The sequence below is a fragment of the Candidatus Saccharimonas sp. genome (assembly GCA_015256915.3).
Taxonomy (GTDB): domain Bacteria; phylum Patescibacteriota; class Saccharimonadia; order Saccharimonadales; family Saccharimonadaceae; genus Nanogingivalis.
The window spans coordinates 445,155-462,287 of sequence record CP076101.2 but is presented as its reverse complement, the minus strand read 5'-3'; the positions used below and the strand labels follow the sequence as shown (position 1 = coordinate 462,287).

The window sequence follows — 17,133 nt, the reverse complement described above, 5'->3', positions numbered from 1 at the left end:
TGGTAATACTTTTTTTATTGTTGCAATAGTTATACAAGAATTACCTTTTTGGTCTTTACTAAATAGAACCTGTACAATATCATGCCTAAGAAACATAAAGGTACCTCCAATAATTTTAAGCCTTTCGGCTATGGGATTTCACTATAATAACATAAAAAATAAATAAAGTCAAATAAAAAGCCCTCGAAAATTTTCGAGGGTGAAGTGCAGCGGATCCTTATCTCTCTTCAGCTGAGTCCCAATGGGGAACTCTATTCAAGGATGATGAAGATTCTTTTTGCTGAGATTGATGTGGGCGGCCACCGGTTGATGAATGTACTGCATTTTCTGCCATTGGCATTCCTCCTGTTTTTAAGTCCGTGGACTGATTTTTATATAATATCACTAAAAAATAAAAAAGTCAAGTATTTTTTATAAAATTGAAAAAAAATCGAAAATATGCTAAAATATGAGTTAATTATGGCTACAATGAAAGAATTACGCGAAGAGCGATTGAGAAAATTAGAAGAAATTAAAAATCTTGGGCTAAATCCATATCCTGCCAAAACCGAACGAACGGCAATGGCTGGCGAAATTGTGAATAATTTCGAAAAAATGGAAGGCCGAGAAGTGAAAATTGCTGGGCGAATTGCTGGAATTCGCAAATTTGGAAAACTTGCTTTTATTGTTCTGCGGGATTTTTCAGGGAAAATTCAGCTTTTTATCACGGCTCAAAATATAGCTGAAACCTCGAAAGATCAGAATCTAATTGGTTTGAAAGATCTAAATCTACTTGATGTTGGCGATTTTGTTCAGGCGAACGGAAGAGTGATTCGTTCGAAAACTGGTGAAATTTCAGTTGAAACACAAGAGTTAAAGCTTCTTTCTAAATCTCTTCGCCCGATGCCAACTGAGCAAGATGGTTTTACGAATAAGGAAGAGCGTTTTCGAAGGCGTTATGTTGATATGAACGTAAATATTGAAGTTCGTGATCGTTTTGTGCGCCGTTCGAAGTTTTGGCAAGCAACACGCGATTTTTTGAACGCAAGAGGCTTCTTTGAAATCAATATTCCCGTTCTCGAACATACAACTGGTGGGGCTGACGCTAATCCATTTGTAACACATATGGATGCACTTGATAATGCACAATTTTATCTTCGAATTAGTCATGAGTTGCCGTTAAAGCGTTTGCTTGGTGCTGGTTTTGAAAAAGTGTATGATCTTGGCCCACGCTTTCGAAATGAAAATTATTCAGATGAACATTTGCCTGAGCACATTGCGATGGAATGGTATGCGGCTTACTGGGATTGGCGAGATGGTTTGAAGTTTCAAGAAGAGATGTTTAAATATGTTCTGGAGCAAACTTTTGGAACTTTACAATTTAAGCTTGGTAGTTTTGATGTTGACCTTTCGAAAAAGTGGGAGGAATGGGATTATGCTGAAACTATCGAAAAACGATATGGTCTAAATCCTTACAATTGTTCGCTTGAAGAAGTTAAAGCGGCTTTGAAAGCTAATAATTTAGAGGTTGAACAGACTGAAAATAAAGCTCGTGGAATTGATAAACTATGGAAAAATATTCGAAAAGATGTTGTTGGACCAATTTGGTTGGTTAATACGCCGACATTTATTTCACCACTCGCAAAGACTCATCCAGATTCACCAGAAATGACGCAGCGAGCACAAGTTGTGATTGCGGGTTCAGAGTTGTGTAATTTATTTAGCGAATTGAACGATCCAATTGACCAGCTGAATCGTTTTGTTGAACAACAAAAAATGCGAGATAACGGTGATGATGAAGCGATGATGCTTGATATTGATTATGTTGAGATGCTAGAATACGGAATGCCGCCAGCTTGTGGAATGGGATATTCAGAGCGTGTCTTTTGGATTTTCGAAGGTGTTACTGCACGCGAAGGCGTACCTTTCCCACAATTGAAGTATGAAATCTCAGAAATTACGAAAGATATTTACCCAGAGTTAAATCTCTAGTATATTGACTTTTTTCAAGAAATATGTTAAAATAATGTACGAATTAAGCTTTTAAAAGTTATAGTTCGTACATTTTATTTTTCGAAAGCTAAAAAACTCTTTTGAAGTTTGCTTTTTGGCGCTGAGTCTATAAAAAATTATGGATTCGGTGCTGAAAAGCAAAAATGGAAAAAAAGGAGGTCATAATGATGGCCAATATTGAAATCTTTAATCTTACGAAGCATACAATTAATATTGTAGATGAAGACAATATAACTATATTAAAAATTGTATCAGAATGTTATAGTCCTAAAATAGAGATTGAGATCTCCGACAATGGAGCACTTGGAGGGGTTCCAATGTCAAAGGTTGAATCTATTGAAATAAGAGATTTACCGCCCTTCAAGGTTGGTATACTCTATATTGTAGATTTTGAGATTGCGTATACCGCAAGAGCTGAAGGCCGGACAATTTCTGATTTATTGATAGTTGGTGAATCTGCATATGGTGAAGATGGTAGTTTCATCGGATATCGTAGTTTGAGCTTTTTTGAATAATTTTTGGCTTTCGAAAAATCCTTATACCTCGCAAAAATGCGAGGTTTTCTTTTTTTGAAAAAACTTTAAAAAAGTTCCAAAAAACTGTTGACATTATAAAAAAAATTAGGTAAAATAGTATAGCGTTAAACAAATGGAGTAAAAAACGGAGTTTAGCGAACACTTTAACAATTTAATTGTGCAAATTTATCGTCAGTCTATTTTATAGATTATCAATTTGATAATTCTTTTTATGGAGAGTTTGATCCTGGCTCAGGATTAACGCTGGCGGCGTGCCTAACACATGCAAGTCGAGCGGCAGCGAGTTTTACACTGAATTCTGGAAGCTTCTAGTTGAAAGAGAAGATTTATTCAAGAATTTTGTGTAAAATGTCGGCGAGCGGCGGACGGCTGAGTAACGCGTGGGAACGTACCCCAAAGTGAGGGATAACGCATCGAAAGGTGTGCTAATACCGCATATGGTCTTCGGATTAAAGCCTTCGGGCGCTTTGGGAACGGCCTGCGTAAGATTAGATAGTTGGTGGGGTAATGGCCTACCAAGTCGACGATCTTTAACTGGTTTGAGAGGATGATCAGTCAGACTGGAACTGAGACACGGTCCAGACTCCTACGGGAGGCAGCAGTGAGGAATCTTCCACAATGGGCGAAAGCCTGATGGAGCAACGCCGCGTGCAGGATGAAGGCCTTCGGGTTGTAAACTGCTTTATAAGTGAGGATTATGACAGTAACTTATGAATAAGGATCGGCTAACTACGTGCCAGCAGCCGCGGTCATACGTAGGATCCGAGCGTTATCCGGAGTGACTGGGCGTAAAGAGTTGCGTAGGTGGTTCAATAAGCGAATAGTGAAAGCTGGTGGCTCAACCATTCAGATTATTATTCGAACTGTTGAACTCGAGAGCAGAAGAGGTAGCTGGAATTTCTAGTGTAGGAGTGAAATCCGTAGATATTAGAAGGAACACCGATGGCGTAGGCAGGCTACTGGGCTGTTTCTGACACTGAGGCACGAAAGCGTGGGGAGCGAACCGGATTAGATACCCGGGTAGTCCACGCCGTAAACGATGGATACTAGCTGTTTGGGGTATCGACCCCCTGAGTAGCGAAGCTAACGCGTTAAGTATCCCGCCTGTGGAGTACGATCGCAAGATTAAAACATAAAGGAATTGACGGGGACCCGCACAAGCGGTGGATCATGTTCTTTAATTCGATGATAACCGATAAACCTTACCAGGTCTTGACATCCTTGGAATCTTTCAGAAATGAGAGAGTGCTTTTTAAGAGCCAAGTGACAGGTGATGCATGGCCGTCGTCAGCTCGTGTCGTGAGATGTTTGGTTAAGTCCATCAACGAGCGCAACCCTTGTCAGTAGTTGTATTTTTCTACTGAGACTGCCCCGGTAACGGGGAGGAAGGAGGGGATGACGTCAGGTCAGTATTTCCTTACGTCCTGGGCTAGAAACGTGATACAATGGCTAGTACAATGCGCAGCGAAGCCGCGAGGTGAAGCAAATCGCATCAAAGCTAGTCCCAGTTCGGATTGTAGGCTGAAACTCGCCTGCATGAAGTCGGAATCGCTAGTAATCGCAGATCAGCATGCTGCGGTGAATACGTTCCCGGGTCTTGTACACACCGCCCGTCAAACCATGAAAGTCACTAACACCCGAAGTCCGATTCGTCGGGCCTAAGGTGGGAGGGATGATTGGGGTTAAGTCGTAACAAGGTATCCGTACCGGAAGGTGCGGATGGATTACCTCCTTTCTAGGGAGAGTTATGCCAAAGGTTTGAGAAATCAACCTTTGAAGCTAGGTCGGTCTTTTCGAAAGTTTCTGTAAATTTTACTTTCGAATTTAGCCTTCTAAAGGTAAGACTAAAATTTACCACAGATTGAGATAGATTGCACAATTAAATTGTTAAAACTAAATAGCCTTTCGAAAGATTGGCTATTTTTATTAATAAGAAAAAAACTCTTGCATTTTATTAATAAATAATATATACTATTATAGTATTCGTTAAAATCTGGGGATATAGCTCAGTTGGCTAGAGCACCTGTTTGTAAGCAGGGGTCCAGGGTTCGAGTCCCTGTATCTCCACCAAAGAAAGCTTTTGAATATTTTTCGAAAGTTCTCTTTGGCAAAAAGCCGAATATGGGCGATTAGCTCAGCTGGTTAGAGCGCGTCACTGATAATGACGAGGTCGGAGGTTCAAGTCCCTCATCGCCCACCATAGAACTCCCAAGAGGGAGTGTTTTTATTTTGTAAAACTTTTAAAAACTCTTGCATTCAAATGTAAAATAATATATAATAGTATTTACTTAGCGAACGTTCATCCTGAACCTCTCAGGAGAGAATATTTATTAAATCAGTAGAAAATGCATTTTAATAGAAAATAAATAAAATTGCAAAAAACTATTGACAAAAAATATTCAAAAATATATAATAGTAAAGCGTTTAAGATCAGGATAGTGAGTTCGAATCTTTCGAAAGTTGAACTTATGGTTTTGCTCTTAAAATGGGAGCGAGAAATTTAACAATTTGGTGATGTAAAAGAAGATAAGAATTTAAGATTGACGGCAAGTATTGGTTGTTACCAATTACTAGTTAAGTCAATGCATAAAAGGTACTCAAGGGCACACAATGGATGCCTAGACGTATATTACCGATGAAGGACGTGGAAGACTGCGATAAGCTTCGGGTAGCTGTCAACAAGCTTTGATCCGGAGATTTCCGAATGGGGAAACCCAGCACGAGTCATGTCGTGTTGCTCTCAACTGAATACATAGGTTGTGTAGTGGGAACCACCTGAACTGAAACATCTTAGTAGGGTGAGGAAGAGAAAAATAAATAATGATTCTGGGAGTAGTGGCGAGCGAAACTGGAAGAGCCCAAACCTTTTAAGTTTCTACTTTGTAGATAAGCTGATAGGCGAATACTTAATAAGGGGTTGTGAAATTACATAAGACCAAGTCAGAATGCTTAACTTTGTTGAGTAGTCTGACTTGCGATAAAAGGCTATCAACTTTTAGTAAGGTAAGAAATTTGCGTGGTTAGCAGAATAATTTGAATGACTAGCCAAAGAACGTGAAAGCCGTGTACGCGAAAACGACGCAGACCTTATATATGTTTTTTCGAGTAGGACGGGGCACGAGAAACCCTGTTTGAATCCGGCTGGACCACCAGCCAAGGCTAAATATAATATACGATCGATAGTGAACTAGTACAGCGATGGAAAGGTGAAAAGAACCCCGGGGGGAGTGAAATAGAACCTGAAATTAGGTGCCTACAAGGAGTCGGAGCAGTATTTATACTGTGACGGCGTGCTTTTGTAGAACGATCCAGCGAGTTAATTTCATGCGCCAGGTTAAGTCAAGTGACGGAGCCACAGTGAAAGCGAGCCTGAATAGGGCGATAAGTGCATGGGATTAGACCCGAAACCGGGTGACCTAACCATGAGCAGGTTGAAGCTGCGGTAACACGCAGTGAAGGACCGAACCATTGCGCAGTAAAGCATTTGGATGACTTGTGGTTAGCGGTGAATGCCAATCGAACTCGGAGATAGCTGGTTCTCCTCGAAATAGCTTTAGGGCTAGCGTCATGTAATATAGCCAACGGGGGTAGAGCTCTGTAAACGACTGGGGGCAACTGTACCCACCGTTAACAAACTACGAATACCGTTGGTGGTACCATGGCAGTTAGAACATCGGGGCTAAGCTCGGTGCTCAAAAGGGAAACAGCCCAGACCATCATCTAAGGTCCCTAAATTAACACTAAGTGGGAAACAAGGTGAAATTTCTAAACAGGTGAGGATGTTAGCTTAGAAGCAGCCATTCATTTAAAGAGTGCGTAACAGCTCACTCGTCAAGAGATTTTGCGGGAAAATGTAACGGGGCTAAAGTGTTATACCGAAGATATGGATTTCGTTATTCCTACGGGTTTAACGGAGTGGTAGAGGAGCGTTCCTATCGGCAGTGAAGCTCAATCGTAAGGTTGGGTGGAGCGTTAGGAAGTGAGAATGCTGGAATGAGTAACCATAAGAAAGGTGAGAACTTTTCGGCCGTAAGAGCGAGGTTTCCAGGGCTACTGTAATAATCCCTCAAGAAGTCGGCCTAGCCGAGGCGTAGCAGCGTAGGCGATGGACATCAGGTTAATATTCCTGAACCGGTTATAATTTGTATACTGTGTACGGTAAATTAGTCGAAGCGGATTATTGGTATATATCCGTCCAACTTAGCGGGAACGCAAAAGGAGTGAAAGTTAATCTACGGATTAACGATTTTGATGAAAGTACTGGCTAGAAAAGCAGATATACGCGTGGTTATAGCCGCCCGTACCGCAAACCAACACAGGTGCTCGAGTCGAGTAGACTCAGGCTTACGAGAGACCCTTCGCTAAGGAACTCGGCAAAACAGCGACCGTAACTTGATAATTGCCTCCGCATCATTCGATGCGAGTCGTGTTTCAAGCAATTAGGTTAAGATTAATGGTATATATGAGTATCTTAAACTCTTTACCGAGATAGAACAAGTCAAATGGCTTAGCTTGGAACGTGGCAAACTCGTATCAAACGATGCGGAGGCCGCAGCAAAAGAGCCCACGGAACTGTTTACCAAAAACACAGGTCCCTGCGAACACGAAAGTGGATGTATAGGGGCTGACTCCTGCCCAGTGCTGGAAGGTTAAGGGGAGTGCTTTACGGTGCGAACTGAAGCCCCAGTGAACGGCGGCGGTAACTATAACCGTCCTAAGGTAGCGAAATTCCTTGTCAGGTAAGTTCTGACCCGCACGAATGGAGTAATCATGTGGGCACTGTCTCGGCGAAGGACTCGGTGAAAGTGCATTGGCGGTAAAGATGCTGTCCGTCCATGCCAGGACGAGAAGACCCCATGGAGCTTTACTACAGCTTTACATTGACACGGGTTACATCATGTGTAGCATAGGTGGGAGGCTTTGAAGCAGATACGCCAGTATTTGTGGAGCCACAGGTGAAATACCACCCTTGATGTAGTCTTTGTCTTACCATTGCCGTTATCCGGTAATGGGACCGTAGAGGTGGGTAGTTTAACTGAAGCGGTTGCCTCCTAAAGAGTAGCGGAGGCGTTCAAAGTTACAGCTTCGGATGGAAATCGAAGTGATAGTGCATGCGCAAAAGCCAGCTTGACTGCGAGAATTACAATTCGACCAGAGTGGAAACACGGAGCAAGTGACCCGCTGTAAGAACATTGTTCATTGAATGTGGGATCGACAGCGCACACGGATAAAAGCTACCCTGGGGATAACAGGCTTATCGCGCCCAATAGTTCACATAGACGGCGCGGTCGGCACCTCGATGTCGGCTCATCACATCCTGAGGAGCACCTTCCAAGGGGTTCGGCTGTTCGCCGATTAAAGTGGTACGCGAGCTGGGTTCAGAACGTCGTGAGACAGTTCGGTTTATATCCGGCATGGACGTAAGGATTCTTGAGGAGATTTGTCTCTAGTACGAGAGGACCGAGATGAACGAACCTCTGTGTATCGATTGTGGCCACCTGCCGCAGCGTCGAGTAGCTATGTTCGGTTAAGATAAGCGCTGAAAGCATATTAAGCGCGAAACTGACTCCAAGATTAGGAATCCCATGAGGACACACGAAAGATGATCTGTTTTGATAGGCGCAAGGTGTAAACCTGGTAACAGGCTAGCCGAAGCGTACTAATAGTCCAATCGCCTTTTTATGTCCATATTCATTAAAATAATCTTGTATTATTGGCGTGAATATGGTAGACTTAACTAGTGTTTGGTGATTATCAAAGATAATCGCTAGTCAATCTAAAATCTTGGCATTACCAAATGATACCAAGGACATCGAAATGAGGTTTTGGCTCACCGCTTAGGAATTTGTGGCGAGTTGAAGCGCAAAACCTTTTTTCGGTGCCCATGGCGCTGGGGAAACACCTGTTCTCATTCCGAACACAGAAGTTAAGCCCAGTAGCGGCGAGCATACTACGAAAGTGGGAAAATAGCACGGTGCCGAATTATAAGAAACTCCTCCTAACCGGTGGAGTTTTTTCGTGTTGAGATTTGTTGAAAAAATAATTGAGAGTATGATATAATATAAATATATGGAATTGGAGGAGAAAATAAAAACAACAAAAACTTTTGAAGAACTTGTTCCGAGTGATTTTGTGCATTTACATACGCATACTTATCACTCACTGCTTGATGGCTTAACTAAAATTGACGATTTGGTTGACAATGTTAAAGCGAGTGGAATGGAAGCTGTGGCTATAACTGACCATGGGACAATGTCTGGTGCTATCGAATTCTTTAAAGAGGCAACTTCAAAAGGTGTTAAGCCTATTTTAGGAATTGAGGCTTATGTTGCAGCACGAACTCGCTTTGATCGAGATCCATCCTACGATAAACCGCGTTATCACTTAGTCTTGTTGGCAAAAAACCAAATTGGTTGGCAGAATTTATGCTCACTTACAACCAAGGCTTGGGTTGAGGGTCAATATTATAAACCGCGAATAGATCATGATATTATGGCAGAGCATTCAGAAGGCATTATTTGCTTGAGTGGCTGTGCTGGTTCTGAAATTTCAGAATCAATTCGGGCTGGAGATTTCGAAAAAGCAAAAGAACTCGCTAACTGGTACAAATCGGTTTACGGTGAAGATTTTTATCTTGAATTACAAGACCATGGTCACCCAGAATGCCCTAATCACTGGGAGGTTCAAAAAGAAATTAATGACGGTCTATTTAGGCTTCATGAAGAACTTGATATTCCAATGGTTGTAACTTGCGATTCACACTATTTAACCCATGAAAATCAAGATGCGCATGAAATCCTTCTTTGTGTCGGAACGGGCTCATACTTAAATGACGAAAAGCGAATGAGTCTAAAAGAATTTGACCTTTTTGTCACTGACCCGAGAGATATTATCGAGCGATGGGGAAAAGTTGACCCTGAAATCATTTTGAATACCAAAAAAATTGCAGAAAAAGTTAATTTTGAGTTTGAATTTGGTAAGATTTTAATTCCAAAATTTCCACTTCCAGAAGGTGAAGAAAGTGAAAAAGGCTTTTTAGATAAGTTAGTTTTTCAAGGTTTAGGTGAAAGATATGCTGGAATTCCTGTTGATGAAGTGAAGAAGATGACGATTCCTGAAATTCGTAAGAAACTTTCGAAAGAAGTTATTGAGCGAGTTGATATGGAGCTTGGTGTTCTGGATGGAATGGGTTATAATGGTTATTTCTTGATTGTGCAAGATTTTATTAACTGGGGAAAGTCTCAAGGAATTGTTTTTGGGCCAGGGCGAGGTTCGGCTGCTGGTTCGATTATTGCTTATGCTCTGCATATTACTGATCTTGATCCGCTTGAATATGACTTGCTTTTTGAAAGGTTTTTAAATCCTGATCGAATTTCAATGCCAGACATCGATGTTGACATTCAAGATACGCGTCGAAATGAGGTTATTCAATATTGTACTGATAAGTATGGTATTGATCGTGTGGCGAATATTGCGACTTTTGGTAAAATGATGGCGAAAAACGCCGTGCGAGATGTGGCGCGAGTTTTGGAGGTTCCTTATTCTGAAGCCGATCGTATGGCTAAATTAGTTCCAGATCCAAACCAAGGCCGCCATATACCACTTCGAGTTTCGCTCGAAAATGACCAAGATTTAAAGCATGAATATGAAACTAATCCAACTGCTAAAACTGTTTATGATTTTGCAATGCAGCTTGAAGGTACGATTCGAAACCACGGTGTTCATGCTTGTGGCGTTGTGATCGCGCCAGACGATTTGGTGAAATATCTACCTCTTGAAATGGCACAAAAAGGTGTTGTGGCAACTCAAGTTCCGATGGGCCAGGTTGAAGATTTAGGTCTTTTAAAAATGGACTTTTTGGGACTTAAAAACCTTTCAATTATTTCAACTGCGCAAAAAATTGTCAAAAAAACATATGGTATTGACCTTGACCTTTCGAAACTTGGCCTTGATGATAAAAAAGCTTATGAATTATTAGCTCGTGGTGATTCAACCGGTGTTTTTCAGCTTGAATCCGCTGGAATGAAGCGATATCTGCGGGAGCTTAAACCTTCAAAGTTTGAAGATATTATCGCCATGGTTGCACTTTATCGACCTGGGCCAATGAGCGAAATTCCAAAATTTATTGCTCGAAAACACGGTGAAGAGCCAGTTACTTACTATGAAGATCATATGGAGAATGCTCTTAAAAATACTTATGGAATTTTGGTTTATCAGGAGCAATTTATGCAGATTTCGAAGGAAGTTTGCGGATTTACTGGTGGTCAGGCGGATACGCTTCGAAAGGCCGTGGGTAAAAAGAAAATCGACTTGATGAAGAAAATGAAGGGCGAGTTTATTGAAGGAGCAGTAAAACATTCTAACGCCGACCGAGGAAAAGTTGAGGCTTTCTGGGAACATTTGGAGGAATTTGCTAACTATTGTTTCAATAAGTCGCATGCGGCGTGCTATGCTTTAATTGCCTATTGGACAGCTTATATTAAGGCACATTACCCAGATGCTTTCATGGCGGCATTAATGACAGCCGACTCTGATGACACCGACCGTTTAGCGATTGAGATTGCCGAATGCCGTTCTATGGGAATTGAGGTTCTTGGTCCAGATGTAAATGAATCATTCAAGGATTTTGCAATTGTACCACACGAGAATAAAATTCGTTTTGGTCTTTTAGCGGTGAAGGCTGTTGGTAGTGGTGCAGTTGATGCAGTTTTGAATGCTCGAAAAGCTGACGGTAAATTTACTTCAATTTTAGATTTTGCAAAACGTGTTAACGCCCGCCAATTTAATAAAAAGGCCTGGGATTCATTAATTATGACTGGGGCTTTTGACCAATTTGGAACTCGCTCAGATTTGCTTTTTAATCTTGAAAGAATCCAGGAATATGGTTCGAAATCTCAAAAAGAGGCACTTTCAGGCCAGACTGATTTATTCGGCTTTGCGGGTGCTGAAGATATGCGAGTTGAATCATCAATTGAATTAATCAACGCGCCGAAACAACACACCGACAAGGAGCGTCTAACTTGGGAGCGTGAGCTTTTAGGGCTTTACGTCTCAGCGCATCCACTCGACAGATATGTTAAATATTTCGAAGAGCAAACTCAGCCACTTTCACAGGTTCAACCGAATACTGACGGTCAAAAAGCGACTATTGGTGGAATTGTGATTGATATTCGAACGATTATAACGAAATCTGGAACAAAAATGGCGTTTGTGAAGATGGAAGACAAAACTTCTGAAGGAGAGGTGATTATCTTCCCGAATCTTTATTCTGAAATTAGCGAAAAGCTTAAAATTGATGCGGTTTTAAAAATTGAAGGAAAAATTTCCGCCCGCGATAGGGAAGGTAATTTAAAATCTGATGCTCAGATTATAGCAGAAACAGTTTCGATAATAACAGATGAAGAATTGGAAAATTATGAATCTACTGGTCGTAGGGCAGATGACTTAAAGGCGAGAAAAGTTCCTCAAACGAAAACAGTTTCGCAAAATGTTTCAAATATACAGAAAAAAGCATTTACTCCTAAAAATAATAGCAGTGCGGTTTTGAATAGATCTTCAGAAAAGTCGACATCAAATCCGTCGAGATCAGCAGAAAACTATCAAGCTGAAAAAATACAAAGAGTCTTCGTACATATTAAAAATCCAAGTGATCATGAATCATTGCTTTCAGTAAAGAAGATCTGTGGAAAATTCCCAGGTATGAGTGAGATAATTTTGGTTCTCGGCGAGGTTGAGAAATCTGCAATTCGAATGCCATTTAAAGTTGACTCAAATTCAGATTTGCCAAAAGAGCTAGTGAGATTACTAGGCGAAGATTGCGTTGTTCTTAAGGATTAAAAGTAAAATAAAATCTCCAGTTAGATTCTGGAGATTTTTAATTATTCTAAATTATTATTTTTTGAAAGGTTTTGCAAGTTCAAGTTCTGGGTGAGCTTCTGCAATTCGCATTAATTCATTATATTTTGCAACTCGATCAGTTCGTGAGAGTGAACCAGTCTTGATCTGCCCACAGCCCAATCCTACAGCTAAATGCGCAATTGTTACATCTTCGGTTTCACCTGAACGGTGGCTCATAACAGTATTGTAGCCATTATTTTGTGCTAATTTTACAGCTTCGATTGTTTCTGTCAAAGAGCCGATCTGGTTTGGTTTAATAAGAATTGCGTTCGCGACACCTAAATCGATTGATTTTTGTAGAAGTTTCGAATTTGTAACCATTAGGTCGTCACCAACAAGCTGAATTTTTGAACCAAGTTTTTCGGTAAGAATCTTCCATCCATCCCAGTCATTTTCAGCTAAGCCATCTTCGATTGAAACAAAAGGATATTTCGAAGTTAGATTTTCATAAAATTCAATCATCTCTTCACTTGAAAGGATTGCATCGTTAGCTTTTAGATCATACTTTTCTTCTTTATAGAATTCACTTGAAGCTGGATCTGAAGCAAAGGCGATATCTTTGCCAAGTTCATATCCAGCGTCTTTAATAGCTTCTGAAATCAATTCAAGCGGCTCTTCATTGCCATTTTGAACTTTTGGAGCATAACCACCTTCGTCGCCAACAGTCGTTGGGTAATTTTTAGTTTTCAAAACTTTTGCTAAAGCGTGGAAAGTTTCTGCACCCATTTGAACTGCTTCGAAAATAGTTTTTGCACCAACTGGCATAATCATGTATTCTTGAATATCAGTTGCCCAGCCAGCATGTGCACCACCATTCATCACATTCATCATAGGAAGAGGAAGATTTGGTGTTGAATTTGTTTTTTCAGCGATATATTGCCAAAGTTCTACACCTTTCGCATTTGCAACAGCTTTTGCAGTAGCAAGTGAAACTGCTAAAATTGCATTTGCTCCGAGGGAAGATTTATTTTCTGTGCCATCAAGTTCAATCATGATTTTATCAATCGCTTCTTGATCTTCAGCATTCTTGCCGACTAGGGCTCCACGAATTTGGTTATTCACAGCTGAAACTGCTTTCGTTACGGCTTTTCCACCAAAAGCTGAACCACCGTCACGAAGTTCAAGAGCTTCACCCGAACCTGTTGATGCCCCACTCGGAACCGCGGCTCGGCCAAAAGCTCCGTTTTCTAAAATTACATCCGCCTCAACTGTTGGGTTGCCACGAGAGTCTAAAATTTGTCGTCCTTTAATGTCTTTAATTGTGTATTCCATATTTCCATTTTAGCACCAAAAAAAGCCTTTCGCAAGAGTTTTATTTCAAAAATATTATTTGCTAAAAGTGGCCAAACTATGGTATAATTATTTTAATATGAAGATTTCTCGAAAGAAGGAAAATGCACTCGTCTTCTTCAAAAACCTTGCGATGACGACAACTGTTTTTAGTATTGTTTTAATTTTAGTTTTTTTAACACAAGGCTGGCGGCTTGATGAAAAATTTGAAGTTCAACAAACTGGTTTAGTTCAATTTAATTCTTCAGTTTTAAATTCAATTGCCGAAATTGACAAAAAAAAATTGTCAGAAGGAACACCTACAAAAATACTCGCAAAACCAGGAAATCACGAATTTTCAATCTGGAAAGAAGGCTATAAAACTTGGTGGCGGCGTGCTGAAGTTAAAGTTGGTGAAATCTTGTGGCTAAATTATGCAAGATTAGTTCCAAAACAACTTAATGAAAAGAGTTTTCTAAATATTTTAAATTTAAAATCTGCTCAAGTTTCACCAGATAAAAAGAAGATTTTTGTAATTTCTGAAGACAACAATGGTGAAGCGGCTTTTTGGCTGATTGATATTTCTTTAAGGGAGCCAAAAATCTCAAGAATTAATTTTAACTTGAATATTTTTGAGCGCGATTCGCAAAATAATAAAAGTATAAACCAAACCAATTTTTATAAAATTGCAGAAAATTTACAATTTTCGAAAGCTTCAAATGATAATAAAAAAGCGCTCTTAAGTTTTAAAAATGGCAATAAACTTGAATGGCTTATTTTGAATTTTGAAAATCCAGATGAATCTATTAATTTAACTCAAAAATTCCATATTGATTTTTCGAAAATTATACCTTCAAATGATGAATTAAATAAACTCATTGGAATTTCTGGATCAGATTTGCGAGAAATCAATCTTTCAAATAGTACAATTTCCGCAGCAATTTTAAGTGATGTTGTTGATTTTGAACTTTATGACAAAGAGAATATTGTTTATGTTGAGAAAAAAACAACGAGTAACGATTTTTCGGTCGGTCTTCGAAAAAATGATAAAAATATTGAAATTGCGAAAAATATAAAAAATCAACCAAAGGTTGCGATTGGGCGATATTATCGAGAGAGTTACGTTTATATTGGGCAAGACTCGAAAATTGATATTTATAAATCTGCTAGCTGGACAGAAAAAATGCATTTAACCAAAACGCTTAATTTGAAATTCTCGCCAGATTATTTAAAGCTAAATGGTGAGTCTCGGATTCTAGTTGCGAAAAAGGGCAAAGATGTTTATTCTTTTGATATTGAAACGCGGAATGAATATCAATTCTCGGTATCAAATGATGGTAAGATAAAATGGCTTGATGATTTTATTTTAGGTGATTTTGAAGGTGAAAGAATGGCGATTTATGATTTTGATGGAATGAATAAACAAATTCTTTCGCGAGCAATTTCGAATCTTCCATTTACGCTTTCTAATGATAATAAATATATTTATAGTTTTATTCAGAATAATTCTGGCGGATATTCTTTGAACCGTTTAAAAATGACAATTGAAGAATAGAAATATTCTTTTTAGAATTTTATCTAAAAGCTGATGATAATGTTCATTTTTTGGTGTTTTTTATTGATTTTTTACCGATTTTAATATAAAATTTTAATTATTATGAATAAAAAATCATCTAGACTTTATTGCTTCTCGCCAACCATAATGTTAATTACTTTTATTTTCGAAAGTTTTTCAGCGGCATTTGCAATTTTTAAATATAAGCCAAGTAAAATTCGCACACTAATAATTTTACTTTTAATGAGTTTGGCAGGCTTTCAAGCTGCTGAATTCATGGTTTGTGGGACAGAGCATTTTTCTGGAATGGATTGGGCTAGGTTTGGCTATCTTGCAATAACGCTTTTACCACCACTTGGTTTGCATTTAGCACACGAAATTTCTGGTAAAAAAGCAGGTATTTTGGTAAAAACTTCTTATTTAACTTGTGTACTTTTTTCGATTTATTTTGTATTTGTAAGTAGAAGCGTTTTTACCGGAGAAAATACTTGTCGAGCGAATTATTCAGTTTTTAACACGCCAAATGGAGTTGCAACATTGCTTTATACGCTTTATTATTATGGGTGGCTTTTTGTAGCGGTATTTTTCTGCTGGAGTCAGATTTCGAAGATGTCAAGAGAAAATAATCGTGGAATTTTACGAATATTTATTTCACGTTCTAAAAAACTTAATGAAATTATAAATAGTGAAAACCTTCGAAAAATATCAGCTTTAAAATGGCTGATCAGCGGGTATATTGCGTTTATTTTACCAACAACAATTGTGAATATTGTAAACCCATCCACGATTGAAGGAATTCCGTCAATTATGTGCGGTTTTGCAGTTTTGATGGCGATTGTTTTGATTGGATTTGTTGCTCCGAGAACGCTTGAACTAAAAAAGAAATAATCTTATATTTGTTGAAAAAACAAAAATATGGTAAAATAATACCAATATGAAGAAAAATCTTACACTTGTTGTAAATCCTCGCTCAAGCGGTTTCGAACTGATTCGAAAAAAGATTTTGCCTTTTTTAGATGAAACTCATTTTGAAAAAGGTAGTTTTAAAACTTTTGAAATTCAACCAACTTCACCTATGGAAAATGCTCATGAAATGGCAAAAGGATTAGAGGATGATGATATTATTCTAGTTGCTGGTGGTGATGGAACGGCACATATTGCAGCAAATGCTGTGGCTATTTCTGAAAAAAAGAACATAAAAATCAAATTTACAGGATTTGGAAACTTCAACGATTATGCTCATAGTTTTTCAAAAAATAGCGGAAAAGCGGCAATTAAGTCTTTTGAAACATTAAAGGTTCAAGCTAAAATTAGACCAATTGAATTAAGAATTAATGGTGAATTTTTTAGATATGCGCCACTTTACGCAACGGTTGGCTTGACTGCTGAAATGGCTGAAATTTTTGAAGGTGGAAGAATCCGAAAGGTTTTGAAAAAGGTTTATAATCGAAATATACGTTTAATTCTTTCGCTTTCTGCTGCAACACGATTTTATTTTAAACATTGCCGTAATCACATTTTAAATCTTTCGAAAATTAAAATTAACGATGAAGATTTTTTAAATATTCCACAAAATCCAACTGATATTGTTTTTATGAATGGGCCAAGGATGGCTAGGATTATGCGAAGCTCAATTAATAAAAATGATAGTGATAATTTTGGATTTGAAGTCTTAAATTCAGCAGGACTTATACGGAATTCTCCGTTCTTAATAAAAGGTTTTTTTGGTAAAATTCCGCTTAAAAGGGTTGATCGTGTAGAGATAGCTTTTCGAAAACCGCAAAATATTGTAATTCAAATTGAAGGCGAGGTTTGCAAAATTAAAAAAGTGCAAACTATTGAAGCGAAGATAAGCGATAAAATAATTGAGATTTTATAGAGGTT

General features: G+C 38.9%; 7 protein-coding genes, 2 tRNA genes and 3 rRNA genes. 11 read left to right on the top strand and 1 reads right to left on the bottom strand.

What is annotated here, in order from left to right; all coding sequences use genetic code 11:
- Nucleotides 1–438 precede the first annotated feature (438 nt).
- The 8 genes from HXL38_002350 to dnaE all read left to right on the top strand — a co-directional run bounded on the left by HXL38_002350 (nucleotide 439) and on the right by dnaE (nucleotide 12,365).
- A complete protein-coding gene (locus tag HXL38_002350; protein QWB90811.2) occupies nucleotides 439–1,971 on the top strand; it encodes a lysine--tRNA ligase in 1,533 nt (510 codons plus the stop codon).
- 185 nt (nucleotides 1,972–2,156) lie between these two features.
- The gene (locus HXL38_002345; protein ID QWB90810.2) at nucleotides 2,157–2,507 is read left to right on the top strand and encodes a hypothetical protein; all 351 of its coding nucleotides are present in this window, start codon (nucleotides 2,157–2,159) and stop codon (nucleotides 2,505–2,507) included.
- A 229-nt stretch (nucleotides 2,508–2,736) separates the two neighbouring features.
- A 16S ribosomal RNA gene (locus HXL38_002340) occupies nucleotides 2,737–4,263 on the top strand.
- A 260-nt stretch (nucleotides 4,264–4,523) separates the two neighbouring features.
- Nucleotides 4,524–4,598 (top strand) — tRNA-OTHER (locus HXL38_002335).
- A 53-nt stretch (nucleotides 4,599–4,651) separates the two neighbouring features.
- A tRNA-Ile gene (locus tag HXL38_002330) sits at nucleotides 4,652–4,728 on the top strand.
- A 387-nt stretch (nucleotides 4,729–5,115) separates the two neighbouring features.
- Nucleotides 5,116–8,212: ribosomal RNA gene (locus HXL38_002325) — 23S ribosomal RNA — on the top strand.
- Between the two features lie 190 nt (nucleotides 8,213–8,402).
- Nucleotides 8,403–8,511, top strand: a 5S ribosomal RNA gene (rrf, locus tag HXL38_002320).
- Together the 16S, 23S and 5S rRNA genes with 2 tRNA genes alongside form the textbook arrangement of a ribosomal RNA operon.
- An 86-nt stretch (nucleotides 8,512–8,597) precedes the next feature.
- Nucleotides 8,598–12,365, top strand: coding sequence for a DNA polymerase III subunit alpha (gene dnaE, locus HXL38_002315; protein ID QWB90809.2), 3,768 nt, complete (start codon nucleotides 8,598–8,600; stop codon nucleotides 12,363–12,365).
- Between the two features lie 54 nt (nucleotides 12,366–12,419).
- On the opposite strand, the gene eno is transcribed toward dnaE, so the two are convergent.
- Nucleotides 12,420–13,697, bottom strand: a complete 1,278-nt coding sequence (gene eno / locus HXL38_002310) for a phosphopyruvate hydratase (GenBank protein ID QWB90808.2) — start codon at nucleotides 13,695–13,697, stop codon at nucleotides 12,420–12,422.
- A gap of 97 nt (nucleotides 13,698–13,794) precedes the next feature.
- Here eno and HXL38_002305 point away from each other — a divergent pair, with 97 nt between their 5' ends.
- From HXL38_002305 to HXL38_002295, 3 genes are all read left to right on the top strand, one after another.
- Nucleotides 13,795–15,249 (top strand): PEGA domain-containing protein, encoded by a 1,455-nt coding sequence (locus tag HXL38_002305; GenBank protein QWB90807.2) that lies wholly within the window; start codon nucleotides 13,795–13,797, stop codon nucleotides 15,247–15,249.
- A gap of 147 nt (nucleotides 15,250–15,396) precedes the next feature.
- Nucleotides 15,397–16,137 carry a hypothetical protein gene (locus HXL38_002300; protein ID QWB90806.1) on the top strand — a complete coding sequence of 247 codons (741 nt, stop codon included), beginning with the start codon at nucleotides 15,397–15,399 and terminating at the stop codon, nucleotides 16,135–16,137.
- A gap of 46 nt (nucleotides 16,138–16,183) precedes the next feature.
- Complete coding sequence (locus HXL38_002295; GenBank protein QWB90805.1) at nucleotides 16,184–17,128, top strand: hypothetical protein; 945 nt, start codon at nucleotides 16,184–16,186, stop codon at nucleotides 17,126–17,128.
- Nucleotides 17,129–17,133: the final 5 nt, after the last annotated feature.